General features: G+C 70.4%; 16 protein-coding genes, 1 pseudogene and 1 riboswitch. Of the genes and pseudogenes, 8 read left to right on the top strand and 9 right to left on the bottom strand.

The annotated features are described in order from the left end of the window. Positions 1–66: 66 nt before the first annotated feature. From OG223_RS32485 to OG223_RS32475, 3 genes are all read right to left on the bottom strand, one after another. Positions 67–1,623 (bottom strand): ABC transporter substrate-binding protein, encoded by a 1,557-nt coding sequence (locus tag OG223_RS32485; RefSeq protein WP_329256190.1) that lies wholly within the window; start codon positions 1,621–1,623, stop codon positions 67–69. A gap of 195 nt (positions 1,624–1,818) precedes the next feature. Continuing rightward, a complete protein-coding gene (locus OG223_RS32480; protein WP_329256189.1) occupies positions 1,819–3,033 on the bottom strand; it encodes a metallophosphoesterase in 1,215 nt (404 codons plus the stop codon). A gap of 4 nt (positions 3,034–3,037) precedes the next feature. Further along, a complete protein-coding gene (locus OG223_RS32475) occupies positions 3,038–3,277 on the bottom strand; it encodes an SCO4848 family membrane protein (protein WP_200678791.1) in 240 nt (79 codons plus the stop codon). A 91-nt stretch (positions 3,278–3,368) separates the two neighbouring features. Here OG223_RS32475 and OG223_RS32470 point away from each other — a divergent pair, with 91 nt between their 5' ends. Then, positions 3,369–4,724: a D-alanyl-D-alanine carboxypeptidase family protein gene (locus OG223_RS32470; protein ID WP_329256186.1), complete on the top strand. Its 1,356-nt coding sequence runs from the start codon at positions 3,369–3,371 to the stop codon at positions 4,722–4,724. Here the strand turns inward: OG223_RS32470 and OG223_RS32465 are convergent. After that, positions 4,672–5,634, bottom strand: a complete 963-nt coding sequence (locus OG223_RS32465) for a YihY/virulence factor BrkB family protein (protein WP_329256184.1) — start codon at positions 5,632–5,634, stop codon at positions 4,672–4,674. The genes OG223_RS32470 and OG223_RS32465 overlap by 53 nt on opposite strands. Positions 5,635–5,794: 160 nt before the next feature. Here OG223_RS32465 and OG223_RS32460 point away from each other — a divergent pair, with 160 nt between their 5' ends. Beyond that, a complete protein-coding gene (locus tag OG223_RS32460; protein WP_329256182.1) occupies positions 5,795–6,538 on the top strand; it encodes a decaprenylphospho-beta-D-erythro-pentofuranosid-2-ulose 2-reductase in 744 nt (247 codons plus the stop codon). Positions 6,539–6,553: 15 nt separating this feature from the next. Here OG223_RS32460 and OG223_RS32455 read toward each other — a convergent pair whose 3' ends face one another. Further along, complete coding sequence (locus tag OG223_RS32455) at positions 6,554–7,132, bottom strand: 2'-5' RNA ligase family protein (protein WP_329265589.1); 579 nt, start codon at positions 7,130–7,132, stop codon at positions 6,554–6,556. A 197-nt stretch (positions 7,133–7,329) separates the two neighbouring features. Continuing rightward, complete coding sequence (gene trpS / locus OG223_RS32450; protein ID WP_443073855.1) at positions 7,330–8,322, bottom strand: tryptophan--tRNA ligase; 993 nt, start codon at positions 8,320–8,322, stop codon at positions 7,330–7,332. Between the two features lie 186 nt (positions 8,323–8,508). Here trpS and OG223_RS32445 point away from each other — a divergent pair. Together OG223_RS32445 and OG223_RS32440 are read left to right on the top strand one after the other, a co-directional pair. Beyond that, positions 8,509–8,808: pseudogene (locus OG223_RS32445) on the top strand (siderophore-interacting protein); the annotation flags it as partial. Between the two features lie 7 nt (positions 8,809–8,815). After that, positions 8,816–9,586 (top strand): hypothetical protein, encoded by a 771-nt coding sequence (locus tag OG223_RS32440; protein WP_329256179.1) that lies wholly within the window; start codon positions 8,816–8,818, stop codon positions 9,584–9,586. A gap of 45 nt (positions 9,587–9,631) precedes the next feature. On the opposite strand, the gene OG223_RS32435 is transcribed toward OG223_RS32440, so the two are convergent. Beyond that, a complete protein-coding gene (locus tag OG223_RS32435; protein WP_329256177.1) occupies positions 9,632–11,086 on the bottom strand; it encodes a glycine hydroxymethyltransferase in 1,455 nt (484 codons plus the stop codon). A gap of 31 nt (positions 11,087–11,117) precedes the next feature. Beyond that, positions 11,118–11,207: riboswitch (ZMP/ZTP riboswitch) on the bottom strand. A gap of 91 nt (positions 11,208–11,298) precedes the next feature. Here OG223_RS32435 and rocD point away from each other — a divergent pair. Both rocD and OG223_RS32425 read left to right on the top strand, forming a co-directional pair. Beyond that, a complete protein-coding gene (gene rocD, locus OG223_RS32430) occupies positions 11,299–12,528 on the top strand; it encodes an ornithine--oxo-acid transaminase (RefSeq protein WP_329256175.1) in 1,230 nt (409 codons plus the stop codon). Between the two features lie 128 nt (positions 12,529–12,656). Next, positions 12,657–13,508: a hypothetical protein gene (locus OG223_RS32425; protein ID WP_329265587.1), complete on the top strand. Its 852-nt coding sequence runs from the start codon at positions 12,657–12,659 to the stop codon at positions 13,506–13,508. A 268-nt stretch (positions 13,509–13,776) separates the two neighbouring features. Here OG223_RS32425 and pdxR read toward each other — a convergent pair whose 3' ends face one another. Continuing rightward, positions 13,777–15,225 carry a MocR-like pyridoxine biosynthesis transcription factor PdxR gene (pdxR, locus tag OG223_RS32420; RefSeq protein WP_329256173.1) on the bottom strand — a complete coding sequence of 483 codons (1,449 nt, stop codon included), beginning with the start codon at positions 15,223–15,225 and terminating at the stop codon, positions 13,777–13,779. A 46-nt stretch (positions 15,226–15,271) separates the two neighbouring features. On the opposite strand from pdxR, the gene OG223_RS32415 reads away from it, so the two are divergent. Both OG223_RS32415 and OG223_RS32410 read left to right on the top strand, forming a co-directional pair. Then, the gene (locus OG223_RS32415) at positions 15,272–15,769 is read left to right on the top strand and encodes a carboxymuconolactone decarboxylase family protein (protein ID WP_329256171.1); all 498 of its coding nucleotides are present in this window, start codon (positions 15,272–15,274) and stop codon (positions 15,767–15,769) included. Between the two features lie 58 nt (positions 15,770–15,827). Further along, positions 15,828–16,550, top strand: a complete 723-nt coding sequence (locus OG223_RS32410; protein ID WP_329256168.1) for an isocitrate lyase/PEP mutase family protein — start codon at positions 15,828–15,830, stop codon at positions 16,548–16,550. 17 nt (positions 16,551–16,567) lie between these two features. Here OG223_RS32410 and OG223_RS32405 read toward each other — a convergent pair whose 3' ends face one another. Next, positions 16,568–17,515, bottom strand: a complete 948-nt coding sequence (locus OG223_RS32405; protein WP_329256166.1) for an ABC transporter substrate-binding protein — start codon at positions 17,513–17,515, stop codon at positions 16,568–16,570.

Raw genomic sequence — 17,515 nt, 5'->3', positions numbered from 1 at the left:
CTGTGTGCGACGGCCACCCGGCATCACTCGGACAAAAGATCGAACAAAGGTCAACGCCCGGAGGAGTCAGATCCAGTCCAGCGCCCACAGCCGGAACACGCCGGTGCCGTCCGTGAGGTAGGAGATACCGCCGACGTCCTCGCTGCTCACGACGTACTCCTTGCGCTGCCACAGCGGGATCAGCGGTACGTCCGCGGCCACGTCCGACTGGAGGTCGCGGAAGTCGCCGTCGACGCGGCTGCGGTCGGCGTACTGCTGGCTGCTGAGGATCAGTTGGTCCACGAGCTTGTTGCTGTAGCCGGTGTTCATGGTGGAGCCGGTGCCGACGAGCGGGGAGCCGAAGGTGTCCGGGTCGGGGTAGTCGGCGACCCAGCCGACGGCGTACGCGTCCAGCTTGCCGGTCGCCCAGCGCTTCTGGAAGTCGGTCCACTCGAAGCCCTTGACGTTCACCTTGAAGAGCCCGCCCGCCTCCAACTGCTTCTTCAGCTCGGCGGCCTCCTCGGCGCCGGCACCGTGCCCGATGCCGTAGCCGTAGGTGAAGGTGACCGGGAGGGAGACACCGGCCTCTTCGAGGAGGGCCTTCGCCTTCTTGGTGCTCTGCGAGGGGTAGTCGTCGAAGAAGGACGTCGTGTGGCCGACGAGACCGGCGGGGATCAGCGAGTACAGCGGGTCGACCGTGTCGTCGTACACCGTGGCGGCCAGTTGTTCGCGGTTGATCAGCCAGGCCATCGCCCGCCGCACCAGGACGTCGTGCAGGGGCATGCCCTTACGGGTGTTGAGGTACAGGTTGCGGGTCTCGGAGCTGTCCGCCTCCGACACCCGCTGGTCCGGGTCGCTCGCCGAGAGCCCGGAGAGCATCTTCGGCGGCAACTGGCGGGTGGCGACCTCGACCTGCTTCGCCTGGTACGCCTTCTGGAGCGCGTCCGAGTCGGCGTAGTAGCGCAGCTCGATCGGGCTCCCGGTGTTCTTGACCGCACCCTTGTAGTGGCCGTTCGGCGAAAGGACCGCCTTCTTGTCCTTCGTATACGTCGACAGGTTGTACGGCCCGGTGCCGTCGACCCGGAAGCCGTTGCGCGGGGCGTCCTTCGGGTACTTGGTGCTGTCGACGATCGCACCGGCGCCGGTGGCCACCTTGAACGGGAACGTGGCGTCCGGCGACGACAGATGGAAGGTGACGGTCATCCCGGAGGCGTCGACCGAGCCGAGCGTGGAGAGCAGCGCCACCGGACCCACATCGGAGTTGATCTTCTTGACCCGGTCGAAGGAGTACTTGACGTCCTCGGCGGTCATCGAGCGCCCGCTCGGGAAGGTGAGCCCCTCGCGCACCACACAGCGGTACGTCCGCAGCCCGCCGCCCACGAACGCGCAGCTCTTGGCCGCGTCCGGCACGGGTGTCGTACCGCCCGAGTCGAAGGTCATCAGTGACTGGAAGACGTTGCTGTACAACGCCCAGGAACCGGCGTCGTAGGCGGCTGCCGGGTCGAGGGACGTGACAGCGTCCGTCGTCCCGACCGTGATCGTCTTGTTCTTGCTCCCGTCCGAGGGCAGCAACTGCCAGCCCCCGACTCCCACGGCCGCCAGAACCAGCAGCGTCGCGAGAATCCGTATGCGAACCGACCGCATCGGTGTGCCCTCCCAAGGACCCTCCCGGGTCCCTCGCATATGCCACTCCCCTAGTGGCGCGGATCACCTAACCACAGGAGTTTCATGCGGGGGAAGAGGATTCTGCCGAGATGAGAAAGAACTTACCGGCGGGTGTTAATCGCCGGTTTCACAGGCGACTCTCAGCCAATGCGCAGGCTTGCCCGACACCGGCAACTAGGCCTGTTTCGAGGCGAGTTCGACGACCGTGATGTCCGACGGCGCCCCCACCCGCGTCGGCGGTCCCCACGCGCCCGCGCCCCTGCTGACGTACAGCTCGGTGTCGCCGTAGCGCTCCAGGCCGGCGACCGTCGGATTGGCCGCCGCCGCGATGAAGTTGCCGGGCCACAACTGGCCGCCGTGGGTGTGGCCGGAGAGCTGGAGGTCGACGGCGTGCTGCACGGCCTCGTGGATCTGCACGGGCTGATGCGCGAGAAGCACGCACGCGCGCGTGGTGTCACGATCGCCGAGCGCCTTCCCGAAGTCGGGCCCCTGTCCCTCGCTCTCGCCCTGGAGGTCGTTGACCCCGGCGAGGTCGAACCCGGGGAGTTCGGTACGGGCGTTCTCCAGGGGGTGGATCCCGAGCCTGCGGACCTCTTCCAGCCACTGTTCGGCGCCGGAGAAGTACTCGTGGTTCCCGGTGACGAAGAACGACCCGTGCCGCGCCCGCAGTTGGGCCAAGGGAGCCGCTGCGGGCCCCAGATTCTTGACGCTCCCGTCCACCAGGTCGCCCACGACCGCGATGAGGTCGGGCTGCGTCGAGTTGATCGTGTCGACGACCTTCTGCGCGAATCCCCGCCCCAGGACGGGCCCCAGGTGGATGTCACTGACGACCGCGATCCTGAACCCGTGCGCGGACCGCGGCAGCTTGGCCAACGGCACGGTGACCCGCTTGACGCTCGGCCCGCGCAGCACGCCGTAGGTGCCGTATCCGACGGTCCCCACGGCGGCAGCGGCAGCCGCGCCCCCGACGACCTTGGAGACGAAGAGCCGACGGGAGGGGGCGAGGGTCTGCGGTTCTTCCGAAGCCCGGGACGGCGTCTCTTCTACGACCGTCCCGGCCTGCCCGCGCCGTTCCAGGAACCGGCGCAGCAGCGGCCGTAGGACCTCACCCGCGAGGACGGCCAGCAGCAGGTAGATCAGCAGGGCCATCCACAGGAAGCCCGGCCAGCCCAGGACGCGCTGGAGCCAGAAGGGCGCGCCGCCGCGCTCGGTGGCCAGGGCCGCGACCATCAGCAGCGGAGCGGCCGCGAGCACGACCGTGCCGGTGACGCGGGCCGGGCCCCACGCGCGCGTGGTGTCGCGGACGAGGCGGCGCCAGACGTACCAGTGCGCCCCGCCGAGGACGGCGAGGGCGACCAGGGCGACGAAAGCGATGACGACGATGGCCACTTCTCTATGACGTCTCGCGCAGTGCGCGCAGTCCACGCAACCCGAGGCCCCCGATGACCGTCCCCAATACGAAGGACACGACGGCCAGGGTCAGATGCACCCAGAAGTAGGCCGTCGGGCGGCCGTCGTCGAAGGCCAGGCCGCTGCCGTCCGCGACGAGATTCTTGACGAAAGTGACCCAGATGATCCAGCTCCACACCCCGAAGGCGAGCAGGAACCAGGAGACGGGGCGGCTGAGCTTCATGAGTCCAGTATCGCCGTCGTCCCCGGGGGCCCGTGTCCGGGGTGGGGCCGCTGACGGGACTTCGGGTCCCTGGGCATGTACGTTCACGTGCGTGCCCGCTCCACTGCAGACCATCAGGCGATCCCTGCTGGTGCTTTCCGCCGCCCTGTCGTCCCTCGCGCTGACCGCGCCCGTCGCCCTCGCGGCGCCGAGTCCGACTCCCACCCCGAGTGCGACTCCGACCGCGACGCCGACCGCGACCGCGAGTCCGGGTTCGACCGCGACGCCGGGTTCGTCGGCGACTCCTACGGCCACTCCCCCGGCGAACATGTCGTCGGTGGGCGGCAGCCGTCTCGGCATGGCGGGGACGCAGGTCAATCTGGCGGCGGGCGTCCCGGTGCTGCCGCAGGACGTGACCGCGCGGTCGTGGATCGTGAGCGACGCCGAGTCGGGCGCGGTGCTCGCCTCGCACAACGCGCACTGGCGGCTGCCTCCGGCGAGCACCCTGAAGATGCTGTTCGCGGACACCGTGCTGCCGAAGTTCCCGAGGACGACCGAGCACAAGGTCGTCGCGTCCGACCTGGCCGGCATGGGCGCCGGTTCCAGCGTGGTGCCGATAAAGGAGGGCGAGAGCTACACGGTCCGCGACCTGTGGCTCGGTGTCTTCCTGCGCTCCGGCAACGACGCGGTGCACGTCCTGGCGCACATGAACGGCGGCGTCGACAAGACCGTCGCCGACATGAACACGCACGCCCAGGACCTCCAGGCGCTGGACACGCGCGTGGTGACACCGGACGGCTACGACGAGCCGGGGCAGGTCTCGTCGGCGTACGACCTGACGCTGTTCGCGCGCTCCGGGCTGCAGAAGAAGGACTTCCGGGAGTACTGCTCGACGGTGAGCGTGAAGTTCCCGGGCGAGACCACGAAGGTGAAGGGCAAGTCGGTCCGCGGGACCTTCGACATCCGCAACACCAACCGGCTGCTGAGCGGTGACTCGGACGTGTCGGTGTACCCGGGCATCGCGGGCGTCAAGAACGGCAACACCACCAACGCGGGCGCCACCTTCACCGGCGTCGCCGAGCGCAACGGCAAGGTGCTCCTGGTCACCGTCATGAACCCGGAGAAGGACGAGCACAACGAGGTCTACAAGGAGGCCGCCAAGATCCTCGACTGGGGCTTCCAGGCGGACGGGAAGGTGCAGCCGGTGGGTGAGCTGGTCGCGCCGAAGAACGTGCCGCAGACGAGCGCGCAGCCGGGTGCCACGGCCTCCGGGGAGGCGGGCGGCGACACGGCCGCGAAGCCGTCCGCGAGTTCCGCGGCCTCGGCCGCCGAGGAGGACGGTTCGAGCGGGGTCGGGATCGCGCTCGCGGTCGTCGGCGGGCTGCTGGTGCTGCTGGCCGGTGGTGTCTTCCTGGTCAACCGGCGCTGGCCGCTGCCGGAGCTGGTCCGTCGTCGCCCTCGTCCCTGACCTTCGGGTTCTCGGTCTCGTCGGCCGGGTCGTAGTCGTCATCGTCGTCGTCATCGGGGTCGTCCTTGCTCGGCGTCGCCGTCCAGGCGGCACAGAACAGGACCAGCTTCGAGGTGAAGTTCATCCACAGCAGCAGCGCCACGGGGACGCCGAACGCGCCGTACATGCTCTTCGCGGCCACGCCCTGGATGTAGCCGCTGAGCAGCAGCTTCAGCAGTTCGAAGCCGACCGCGCCGATCAGCGCGGCCACGAAGAGCCGGCGGCGCGGGGGCTCGACGCCGGGCAGCAGGGTCAGGACGTACAGCAGGAGCAGGAAGTCGGCGAGTACGGCGACGGCGAACGCCGCGATGCGCAGCAGGATGCCGCCCCAGCCGCCCTGGGCGATGCCCAGTTCGCCGTTGATCCAGTCGACCAGTGCGGAGGCGACGGTGGAGACGGCGATCGTCGCGAGGACGGCGCCGCCCAGGCCGATCAGCACCCCGGTGTCGATGAGCTTGCGCAGGAGGGGGTTCTCGTCGCGGTCGGGCAGCTCCCACACCGCGCGCAGACACTCCCGCATCGAGCCGACCCAGCCGATGCCGGTGAACAGCAGGACGGCACCGGCGATGAGCCCCACGGTGCCCGCGTTGTCGACCAGGGAACCGATGTTGAGCTGGTCGGAGATGCCCGGCACCTGCTCGGCGATCTTGTCCTGGAGTTCGTGCTGTTGATCGGCGCTCAGGGTGGCGGCGGCGATCGCGGCGGCCACGGTCAGCAGCGGGAACAGCGCGATGAAGCTGATGAACGTCATGGCGGCGGCGAGCTGCGACCACTTCACGCGGTCCAGCCGCTCGTACGACCGCCACGCGTGCGTGCGCATCAGACGCGCCACCAGCGGCCCGACGAAGGGGAGCTTTTTCAGCCAGTCCATGATCCGATTCTGCCCTCGTCCGGGGGGACCGATGTACGAGTACCCCGCAAACACGCGCGCGTGGCGGCGGATGGTGCGGCATCCGATTAATCGCCCATTTCAGGGAGGGCGCCGACGCCGTACGACCAACCACCCATAGGCGGGCGATACGGTCACGGGCATGCGTCCTCCACAGTCCCTGCTCGTCCTCGGCGGTACGTCCCGGATCGCGCTGGCCACCGCCCGCCGGCTGATCGCCCGCCGCACCCGCACGGTATGGCTGGCGGGCCGCCCGTCGCCCGCCCTGGAGAGTGCCGCTTCCCAACTGCGTGCCCTGGGGGCCGAGGTCCACACGGTCGCCTTCGACGCGCTCGACCCCGACTCCCACGAGACCGTGCTCGGCAAGGTCTTCGCCGAGGGCGACATCGACATGGTGCTGCTCGCCTTCGGCGTCCTCGGCGACCAGGCCCGGGACGAACGCGACCCGGCCGCCGCGGTGCGCGTCGCGCGGACCAACTACGTCGGCGCCGTCTCGTCCGGCCTGATCAGCGCCCGGGCCCTGCAGAGCCAGGGCCACGGCTCCCTGGTGGTGCTCTCCTCGGTCGCCGGCGAGCGGGCCCGCCGCTCGAACTTCATCTACGGCTCCAGCAAGGCCGGCCTCGACACCTTCGCGCAGGGGCTGGGCGACGCGCTGTACGGCACGGGCGTGCACGTGATGGTCGTACGCCCGGGGCTCGTACGGTCGAGGACCATGGCCGACCCGAGGGCGGCCTCCCTCACGACCACTCCCGAAGCCGTCGCCACGGCCGTCGAACTGGGCCTGCGCCGGGGCTCGGAGACGGTGTGGGTGCCGGGGGCGCTGCGCGTGCTGACGTCGGCGCTGCGGCACCTGCCACGGGAGCTGTTCCGACGGCTGGCGGTCTGACCGTGTCCAGTGGGTCTAGTGGCTGGGGATCGTGCCGCGCTCGGTGTGGGCCGCCTGGGGCGGTACGACGGCTCCGCCGAAGGTGAACTCGCGCAGTTGGCGCCAGACGCCGTCGGGGCCCTGTTCGTAGAGCGCGAAGCCGGTGCACGACCACTGGGCGCAGTAGTCGGCGAGCGCTTCGAAGGCGCGGTCCATCGACGCGTCGTCGATGCCGTGCGCCACGGTGACGTGCGGGTGGTACGGGAAGTGCAGCTCGCGTGCCAGCGGCCCGGAGGCGGCACGGATCTGCTTCTGCAGCCAGGTGCAGGCGGCACCGCCCTCGACCACCTGGACGTAGACGACCGGGGACAGCGGCCGGAAGGTCCCGGTGCCGGACAGCCGCATCGGGAAGGGGCGCCCGGCGCCGGCGGCGTCGACCAAGTGGGCCTCGATCGCGGGCAGTTGGGCGGCGTCCACCTCGGTCGGCGGCAACAGCGTGACATGCGTGGGGATGCCGTGGGCCGCGGCGTCGCCGAAGCCCGCGCGCCGCTCCTGGAGCAGGCTGCCGTGAGGCTCCGGGACCGCGATCGACACGCCGATCGTTACGGTCCCCACGTCGTCTCCTGTCGTCCTGTCGGTGGTGGTGTTGGTGCTGTTGTCGGTGGTCCTGATGGTGAGCGGGGCGGCCACACGTGCGGCCACCCGGCTATCGACTGTACGGCCACACCTGAGTTGTGGGCAGGCGCAACCATAGTGATGTGCAGCGCTCTGTCCAGTGGTACGCGGTCGGCACTCGGGCGCGGTCGTACGCCTCAGTGCTTGGCGGGCAGGAAGCCGACCCGGTCGTACGCCTGGGCGAGGGTCTCGGCCGCGACGGCTCGCGCCTTCTCCGCGCCCTTGGCCAGGATCGAGTCGAGCGTCTCCGGGTCGTCCAGATACTGCTGGGTGCGCTCCCGGAACGGCGTCACGAACTCGACCATGATCTCGGCGAGGTCCGTCTTGAGGGCGCCGTACATCTTGCCCTCGTAGTCCTGCTCCAGCTCGGCGACCGACCTGCCGGTGAGGGTCGAGTGGATGGTGAGCAGGTTGCTGACGCCCGGCTTGTGCTCCGGGTCGAAGCGGATCACGGTGTCGGTGTCGGTGACCGCGCTCTTGACCTTCTTGGCGGTCGCCTTCGGGTCGTCGAGGAGGTTGATCAGGCCCTTCGGGGTGGACGCCGACTTGCTCATCTTGATCGACGGGTCCTGAAGGTCGTAGATCTTCGCCGTCTCCTTGAGGATGTACGGCTTCGGGATCGTGAAGGTCTCGCCGAAGCGGCCGTTGAAGCGCTCGGCGAGGTCGCGGGTCAGCTCGACGTGCTGGCGCTGGTCCTCGCCGACCGGCACCTCGTTCGCCTGGTAGAGCAGGATGTCGGCGACCTGGAGGATCGGGTACGTGAACAGGCCGACGGACGCGCGGTCCGAGCCCTGCTTGGCGGACTTGTCCTTGAACTGGGTCATACGGGCGGCCTCGCCGAAGCCGGTCAGGCAGTTCATGACCCAGGCGAGCTGGGCGTGCTCGGGGACATGGCTCTGGACGAAGAGCGTGCAGCGGTCCGGCTCGAGACCGGCGGCCAGCAACTGCGCGGTGGCGAGCCGGGTGTTGGCGCGCAGGTCCGCCGGGTCCTGCGGGACCGTGATCGCGTGCAGGTCGACGACCATGTAGAACGCGTCGTGGGACTCCTGCAGGGCCACCCACTGGCGGACGGCGCCGAGGTAGTTACCGAGGTGGAACGAGCCTGCGGTGGGCTGGATTCCGGAGAGCACTCGGAATGTGGGCAGCGGCGCGGAGCGCCCCGTTTGAGGGCGGTGGTGGGCGACGGGTGGGCGGTCAGAGGCCATGTTCACCATTCTCTCAGGTCCTGGGGGGCGGTCCGGAACGGGCCGGGAACCGGCTCGCAAGAGATGCGCCACGGGTGGGAACCGATCCGCGTCGGGCGGTGTACCACTTGTGTGAAGACGCGGGAGGGGGGCCGCATCGTCGATGAGGCCGCGGTGATCGCACATGTACGCGCCGGAGAGCGGGAGAGCCGGAGGCGTACGCGGAGCTGGTGCGGGCCCACACGGGCATCGCGCTCAGGGCGGCCGTTCAAGCCGTGGCCGCTGTCGATCGTCGCCGATGAGACGAGGAACACAGTGCGTACGGCGGCGCGTCGGCGCACGCTCGCCGGCCGGGAGGCGGCGTTCGCGGAGGCCGAGCAACGGATACCGGAATCGGCGGACCCGGCGGTGACCACGCCGGAGACGGAGAGGGGGACGGATGGAACACGGGAGGGGACGGGCGCGGTTGCGCGGCCTGTGTCTCGTGGCGGGGCCGGTGTTGCTGGCCCTGACCGGGGCGGCTCAGGCCCAGGCTGTCGGAACGGATCGGGCCGTCGGGACGGATCAGGCGTGGACCCGGGCTGTGGATCGGACGCGGACCTGGGCGCAGGACCCGGCCCCGCGCCGGGACATCCCGGATCTCGCGCTGGTCGTGGCGGGTGACACGGGCCGGACGGAGGCGTGGCACTCCGGGGAGTCGTCGTTCGCACGCCTGTGGACGTTGCTGCAGCCCACGTACGCGGGGACGGAGCAGGTGTCACCGGAGTGGGAGGCGGGCCGGTATCCGGCGGTGCGGATCACCGTGGTGTGGGGGCTGACCGGGGTCGGGGGCTGGCCTCGTACGAGCCGGGCTCCGGGTGGTGATGTGGCGGTGGAGCGGGAGGACCAGTTGTTCGTGGCCGGGGACGGCACACCGTGGGTGCGGACGGATCCGGCTCCGGAGGTGGCGGACGACGACATCCGCTGGCATCGGGCGCCGCGCGCGGTCTTCGCTCAGTGGGAGCGGGCGGGGGTGCTCGGCGGAACTGGTGCCGGCGGCAAGGCAGTTGGGGGCGGCCCCGGATCGGCCGGGCCCGCCGGGCTTGTCTGGTGGGCGGCGGCGGGGGTGGCTGTCGGGGTGGGCGGCACGCTGCTGATACGCCGCGCGGCGGACCGGCGTGAGGCCGGGCCGCCGCGCGAGGAACCACGACAGGAACTCATCGATCTGTGAGAGTCGCCGATCTTCGACAACTCAACAGAGGGCGTAGGCCAACTGTCAGCCGAGGTCGATCTCCGGGTACAACGAGAAGCCGGCCACCAGGTCCGTCGCCCTGCGGGAGATCTCGTCGGAGATCTTCTCGTCCAGGACGTGGCTCGCCTTGCTCGGCGCTCCCGACTTCGTCGTGCCCGGCTCCGTGGAGGTGAGGACACGGTCGATCAGGGACGCGACCTCGTCCATCTCCGCCGTGCCCAGGCCGCGGGTGGTCAGGGCGGGCGTGCCGATGCGGATGCCCGAGGTGTACCAGGCGCCGTTGGGGTCGGCGGGGATGGCGTTGCGGTTGGTGACGATGCCCGAGTCGAGGAGGGCGGCCTCGGCCTGGCGGCCGGTGAGGCCGTAGGAGGAGGCGACGTCGATCAGGTTGAGGTGGTTGTCGGTGCCGCCGGTGACGAGGGTGGCGCCCCGGCGCATCAGGCCGTCCGCCAGCGCGCGGGAGTTGTCGACGATGCGCTGGGCGTAGTCCTGGAAGGAGGGCTGCCTGGCCTCGGCGAGGGCGACGGCCTTGGCGGCCATGACGTGCGGGAGCGGGCCGCCGAGGACCATCGGGCAGCCGCGGTCGACCTGGTCCTTGAGGGAGTCGTCGCACAGGACCATGCCGCCGCGCGGGCCGCGCAGCGACTTGTGGGTGGTGGTGGTGACGATCTGGGCGTGCGGTACCGGGTCGAAGTCACCGGTCAGCACCTTGCCCGCGACCAGGCCGGCGAAGTGCGCCATGTCGACCATGAGGGTCGCGCCGACCTCGTCCGCGATCTCGCGCATGATGCGGAAGTTCACCAGGCGGGGGTAGGCGGAGTAGCCGCCGACGATGATCAGCGGCTTGAACTCACGAGCGGAGGCGCGCAGGGCCTCGTAGTCGATGAGGCCGGTGACGGGGTCGGTGCCGTAGGAGCGCTGGTCGAACATCTTGCCGGAGATGTTGGGGCGGAAGCCGTGGGTGAGGTGGCCGCCTGCGTCCAGGGACATGCCGAGCATGCGCTGGTTGCCGAAGGCCTGGCGGAGTTCGGCCCAGTCGGCGTCGGAGAGGTCGTTGACCTGGCGGACGCCCGCCTTCGCGAGGGCCGGGACCTCGACGCGGTCGGCGAGGATCGACCAGAAGGCGACGAGGTTGGCGTCGATGCCGGAGTGCGGCTGGACGTAGGCGTGGCGGGCGCCGAAGAGTTCGCGCGCGTGCTCGGCGGCGAGGGACTCGACGGTGTCGACGTTGCGACAGCCGGCGTAGAAGCGGCGGCCGATGGTGCCCTCGGCGTACTTGTCGCTGAACCAGTTGCCCATGGCCAGCAGGGTGGCCGGGGAGGCGTAGTTCTCGGAGGCGATCAGCTTGAGCATCTCGCGCTGGTCGGCGACTTCCTGGCCGATGGCGTCGGCGACGCGCGGCTCGACGGCACGGATCACATCGAGGGCGGCACGGAAGGCGGTGGACTCGCGGGAGAGGGGCACAGAATTGTCGGGCATGGGGACCTCCGGACGTGGCGTTCGGCGTTCTCGGTTCGGCCCAGGCGCACGGCACACATTGCAGCTCGGGCCGCTCCCCGATGGTCGGTCCCATCCCAGCGCGCCAGTCACGGCCCGCCGGTCAGCCTACCGGTCGGGCCGGACGGTGCGGCTCCCGCGTCCACCATGCGGGCGAGGATAGGAAGGGGGCACCCTCACCCCCGGGAGACGCCGTGACCAGTACGGAAGCCAGTAACGAAGCCAGTACGGAAGCCCTCGTCGCCGCCGCCGAGGCGCACACCGCGAACAACTACCACCCGCTGCCGGTGGTCGTCGCCACCGCCGACGGGGCGTGGATGACGGACGTGGAGGGGCGGCGCTTTCTCGATCTGCTGGCGGGGTATTCGGCGCTGAACTTCGGGCACGGCAACCCGCGGCTGATCGCGGCGGCGAAGGCGCAGTTGGACCGGGTGACGCTGACGTCGCGGGCGTTCCACCACGACCGGTTCGGCGCGTTCTGCGAGCAGTTGGCGGAGCTGTGCGGCATGGAGCTGGTGCTGCCGATGAACACCGGCGCGGAGGCGGTGGAGACCGCGCTGAAGACGGCCCGGAAGTGGGGGTACCGGGTCAAGGGGGTGCCCGACGGGAGGGCGAAGATCGTGGTGGCGGGCAACAACTTCCATGGCCGTACGACGACGATCGTCGGCTTCTCGACCGACCCGGAGGCGCGCGCGGACTTCGGGCCGTACACGCCGGGCTTCGAGATCGTGCCGTACGGGGATCTCACCGCGATGCGGTCGGCGGTCAGCGAGAACACGGTGGCCGTGCTGTTGGAGCCGATCCAGGGGGAGGCGGGGGTGGTGGTGCCGCCGGCCGGATATCTGCCGGGGGTACGGGAGTTGACGCGGGAGCGGAACGTGCTCTTCGTCGCCGACGAGATCCAGTCGGGGCTCGGGCGGACGGGGCGGACGTTCGCGTGCGAGCACGAGGGGGTGGTGCCCGACATGTATGTGCTGGGGAAGGCGCTGGGCGGCGGGGTGGTGCCGGTGTCCGCGGTGGTGTCGAGTGCGGAGGTGCTGGGTGTGTTCCGGCCCGGGGAGCACGGGTCGACGTTCGGCGGGAATCCGCTGGCGTGTGCGGTGGGGCTGGAGGTGATCGCGATGCTGCGGTCGGGTGAGTATCAGGCGCGGGCGGCGGAGCTCGGGGAGCATCTGCACGGGGAGTTGCGGGAGTTGACCGGCACGGGGCGGGTGACGGCGGTGCGTGGGCGGGGGTTGTGGGCCGGGGTCGACATCGCGCCGGGGGTCGCGTCGGGGCGGGAGGTGTCGGAGCGGTTGTTGGAGCGGGGCGTGCTGGTGAAGGACACCCACGGGGCGACGATCCGGATCGCGCCGCCGCTGATGATCAGCCGGGAGGACCTGGACTGGGGGCTGGACCGGCTGCGCGAGGTGCTGGGGGTCTAGGCACGATCTGGACACCGCCCCGGGAGTTCCTCCAAGCAGTGCCGGAGTTCCTGGAGTTGGGTGAGAGGGCCCACTGGGGAGGCCCGTTGCGATCTCCCCTCCCCTAGAGTCCCTTTGTGCTCTTTGGAATGGTGTGCGCGCTCGGCGCGGCGGTCTGCTTCGGTACGGCGACGGTGTTGCAGGCGGTCGCCACGCGGGCGGCCACGACCGGTGGGGGCGGGGACGCGGCGCTGTTGCTGCGGGCGCTGCGGCAGTGGCGGTATCTGGCGGGGCTGGGGTTGGACGGTCTGGGGTTCGTGTTCCAGATCGCGGCGCTGCGGTCCCTGCCGATCTACGCGGTGGGCGCGGCGCTGGCGTCGAGCCTCGCGGTGACGGCCGTGGTGGCCGCGCGGCTGCTGGGAACTCGGCTCAGCGGGACGGAGTGGGCTGCCGTCGGTGTGGTGTGCGCGGGGCTGGCGATGCTCGGGCTGGCGTCCGGGGCGGAGGGGCACCAGGACGGGTCCATGGCGTTGAAGTGGGCGATGTTGGCGACGGCGGTGGCGGTGCTGCTGCTCGGGCTCGTCGGGGGGCGACTGCCGGAGCGGGGGCGGGCGTTGACGCTGGGGCTGGGGGCGGGGTTCGGGTTCGGGGTGGTCGAGGTCTCGGTCCGGTTGATCGACTCGCTCTCGCCGTCGGCGTTGGTCGGCAACCCGGCGACGTATGCGCTGCTGGTCGGTGGGGGTGCGGCGTTTCTGTTGCTGACGACGGCTCTGCAGCGGGGGTCTGTGACGACGGCGACGGCGGGGTTGGTGATCGGGGAGACGATCGGGCCGGCGGTCGTGGGGGTGGTGTGGCTCGGGGACCGTACGCGGGACGGGCTGGAGTGGTTGGCGGTGTTGGGGTTTCTGGTGGCTGTGGCGGGGGCGTTGGCGTTGGCCAGGTTTGGTGAGGCGCCGGCCTCCGGCGGTGGAGCGGGTGATGGTGCGGGTGAGTCTGGGTGACCGTCCCTGGGGGCTGCGCCCCCAGACCCCCCTTCGGCCCTGAACGGGCCTCGTCCTCAAACGCCGGACAGGCTGAATATGTGCGGCCTGCGTGGAAAAGGCGCCGGACCGGCTGGGTGTTGGCGGCCTGCGTGGGAAAGGCACCGGACGGACTGAGTGTTGGCGGCCTGTGTTGGAGAGGCGCCGGACCGGCCTGACTTTGCCTGCCCGTGTTGGAAAGGTGCCGGACAGGCTGAGCAGTGCCCGCTGCGTTGAAGAGTGCGCCCCCTCACGGCAGCACCCGGCACAGTGCCTCCACCGCCCCCGTCCACGCGTGGTCCGGCGGTGTGCCGTAACCCACTACCAGGGCGTCCAAAGGGTCGGGCAGGGCGTGTTCGTGGCGGTAGAAGGAGAGGGAGTGGAGGGCCAGGCCCTGCCAGGCGGCGGCTTGGACCACGGACTGTTCGGTGCCGGGTGGGAGGCTGAGGACGGCGTGGAAGCCGGCCGCGATGCCGGTGGCGTGGACGTCGGGGGCGTGCTGGGCGAGGGCGTCGACCAGGGTGTCCCGGCGGCGGCGGTAACGCAGGCGGGCGGCTCGGACGTGGCGGTCGTAGGCGCCGGAGGTGATGAACTCGGCGAGGGTCAGTTGGTCCAGGACGCCGCAGGTGTCGATGCCGCCCTTCGCCTTCGTGACCTCGTCCATCAGTGAGGGGGGCAGGACCATCCAGGCCAGGCGGAGGCCGGGGGCGAGGGACTTGCTGGCGGTGCCGAGGTAGACGACGTGGTTGGGGTCTAGGCCCTGGAGGGCGCCGATCGGCTGGCGGTCGTAGCGGAACTCGCCGTCGTAGTCGTCCTCGAGGACCAGGCCTCCGGTGCGCCGGGCCCAGTCGACCACGGCGGAGCGGCGGTCGTGGTGCAGGGGGACGCCCATGGGGAACTGGTGGGCGGGGGTGAGCAGGACCGCCGACTCGTCCGTCAACTGGGCCTGGTTCGTGCCCAGTTCGTCGAAGGGGAGCGGGCGGGTGCGCAGGCCGGCCTCGGCCAGGATCTGCCAGTGCACGGCGAGGCCGTAGGACTCCACCGCGATCGTGTGGGCGCCGCGGGCCCGGAGTGCCGTGCCGATCAGTCTCAGGCCGTTGGAGATGCCCGCGCTGATCAGGATGTGTTCGGGGTCGGCGCGGACGCCTCGGGCGCGGGAGAGGTAGGTGGCGAGGGCGGTGCGGAGTTCGACGCGGCCGCGTGGGTCGCCGTAGCCGAGGGCCTGGCACGGGGCGGAGGTGAAGGCGCGGCGGGCGGCCTTGAGCCACTCGGCGCGGGGGAAGGCGGCGAGGTCGGGGGTGCCGGGGACCAGGTCGTAGGTAGGGCGGTTGCTGAGGCGGCGGGGCGGGGTCGTGTCCGTGGGCGGGACGACGGCGCTCCCCCACTGCCTTAAGGGCGTGGGAGGTGCCCCCATGGCGACGCGGGTGCCGGAGCCCTGGCGGGCGGTGAGCCAGCCCTCGGCGACCAGGTCGGCGTAGGCGTCGGCGACGGTGTTGCGGGCGACGCCCAGGTCGGCGGCGAGGGAGCGGGAGGAGGGCAGTCGAGTGCCGGGGGCGAGGCGGCCGGTGCGGACGGCGTCGCGCAGGGCGTCCGTGAGACCGCGGCGGACACCGGCGCCTGTGCCTGTGCCGGTGCCGGTTTGTGTGCCGGTTGGATCGAGGTGCAGGTCGACCCCGAAAGTGGCCCAAGATTTTGCCATGGAAATGGACCATACTCCTGGGCTGCCTGACTTCTAGGGTCGAGACATGACCACAGCACAGGAAGCTCCGTACGCCCCCGAACACAGCCCCCGCATGGACTGGGCCCGGCACGCCCCCGAGGTCTACAAGGCGATGGTCCGCCTCGACGCGGCCGCCCGGCAAGGGCTCGACCCGACGCTGCTGGAACTGGTGAAGATCCGCGCCTCGCAGCTCAACCACTGCGCGTTCTGCCTCGACATGCACACCAAGGACGCGCTCGCGGCGGGCGAGAGTGTGGAGCGGATCATTCAGCTCGGGGCGTGGGAGGAGTCGCGGCACTTCTACACCGAGAAGGAGCTGGCGGCGATCGAGCTGACCGAGGCGGTCACCGTGGTCACGGACGGCTTCGTGCCGGACGAGGTGTTCGAGCGGGCGGCCGAGCAGTTCGAGGAGGCCGAGCTGGCGCAGTTGATCGCCGCGATCACGGTGATCAACGCGTGGAACCGGTTCGGGGTGAGCACGCGGATGGTGCCGGGTCACTACAAGGCGGGACAGTTCAAGTGACGTCTCAAGTGACGTCGCCCGCACGGGTGTTGGACCGTGAGGTGCGGGGGCGTCGGCCGTGAACAAGGTGGAGCTGTTCCGGAGTCTGCATCAGCGGCGGCTTCCCGATGATCCGCTGGTGCTGCCCGGGCCCTGGGACGCGGCCAGTGCGCGGGTGCTCGTGGAGGCCGGGTTCACGGCGCTCGCCACGCCCAGTGCCGGGGTCGCCGCCTCACTGGGGTACGAGGACGGGGCGACGCCGGCGGACGAGATGTTCGCGGCGGTCGCCCGGATCGTGCGGGCCGTGGACGTACCCGTGTCGGCGGACGTCGAGGGCGGGTACGGGCTCGCGCCGAAGGAGCTGGTGGAACGGCTCCTGGAGGCGGGGGCCGTGGGGTGCAACCTTGAGGACTCCAACGGGGGTGTCCTCAAGGACCCACGGCTCCACGCGGACTGGCTCGCCGAGGTGCGGGCGGAGGCGGCGGACCTGTTGTTCGTGAACGCGCGGGTCGACACCTTCCTGCACGGTGACGGGAACCCCGAACGGGCCATCGAGCGGGCCGCGTTGTACGTCGCCGCGGGGGCCGACTGCGTGTATCCGATCGCGGCTCCGGCCGGTGTGCTGCCGTTGCTGCGGTCCGGTATCCAGGGGCCGGTCAACGTGTTCGCGCGGCTGGACGGCAAGGGCCCCTCGCCCACCGAACTCGGTGAACTCGGGGCAACTCGCATCACGTTCGGGCCGGGGCTCCAGCGCTGGGCGGCACTCGCGCTCCAGGGGATGGCCGGCGAGCTGAAGCGGTGAGCGGGTGTTGAGCAGGGTCAGGACAGCCATGCCTTCCAGGTGGAAGGGTGGTTGTCCACCCACTTCTTCGCGGCGTCGGCCGGGGAGAGTTTCTGGTCGGCGATCATCAGGGAGACCTCGTTCTGGTCCTCGGTCGTCCACCTGAACTTCTTCAGGAAGGCGGCCGCCTTGCCGCCCTTCTTGGCGAAGTCCGTGTTGAGGTATTTCTGGAGCGGGGTGTGGGGGTAGGCGCAGGCGACCTTGGCCGCGTCGGCGTCGCAACCCTCCTTGTAGGCGGGGAGTTTCACCTCGGTCATCGGCACCTTCTTGAACAGCCACTGGGGTGCGTACCAGTAAGTGAGGAAGGGCTTCTTCTCCTTGGCGAACTGTTTCATCTGGGTGATCTGCGCGGCCTCCGAACCGGCGAACACCACTTGGTAGTCGAGCTTCAGGTTCGTCACCAGCGCCTTGTCGTTGGTGACGTAGGAGGGCGAACCGTCCATCAACTGGCCCTTGTTGCCGCTCTCGGCGGTGCGGAACAGCGAGGAGTACTTGTCGAGGTTCTTCCAGTCGGTGATGTCCGGGTGCTGCTTGACGAGGTACGTCGGGACGTACCAGCCGATGTGCCCGGTCACCCCGAGGCCGCCCGCGCGCGTGATCGTCTTCTTGTCGTCGACGTAGCGCTTCTCCTGGTCGGGGTGGCCCCAGTCCTCCAGGATCGCGTCGACCCTGCCCTGGCTGAGCGCGTCCCACGCGGGGACCTCGTCGACCTGGACGGTGTCGACGCGATAGCCGAGCTTGTGCTCCAACAGGTACTGCGCGACAGCCACGTTGGCCTGCGCGCCCACCCAGGACTGGACGGAGAGGGTCACGGCCTTGGCGCCCTGCGCGTTGGCGAAGGGCGAGGCCTGCTTGGTCATGTCGGCGGCGCCGCAGCCGGTGAGCAGCACCAGCGACGCCATGGCAGCGGTCGTACGAACTCGCAT

It is taken from the genome of Streptomyces sp. NBC_01478, assembly GCF_036227225.1.
Classification (GTDB): Bacteria; Actinomycetota; Actinomycetes; order Streptomycetales; family Streptomycetaceae; genus Streptomyces.
The sequence above is the reverse complement of the archived record's forward strand: the minus strand, read 5'-3'. Positions and strand labels throughout refer to the sequence as shown.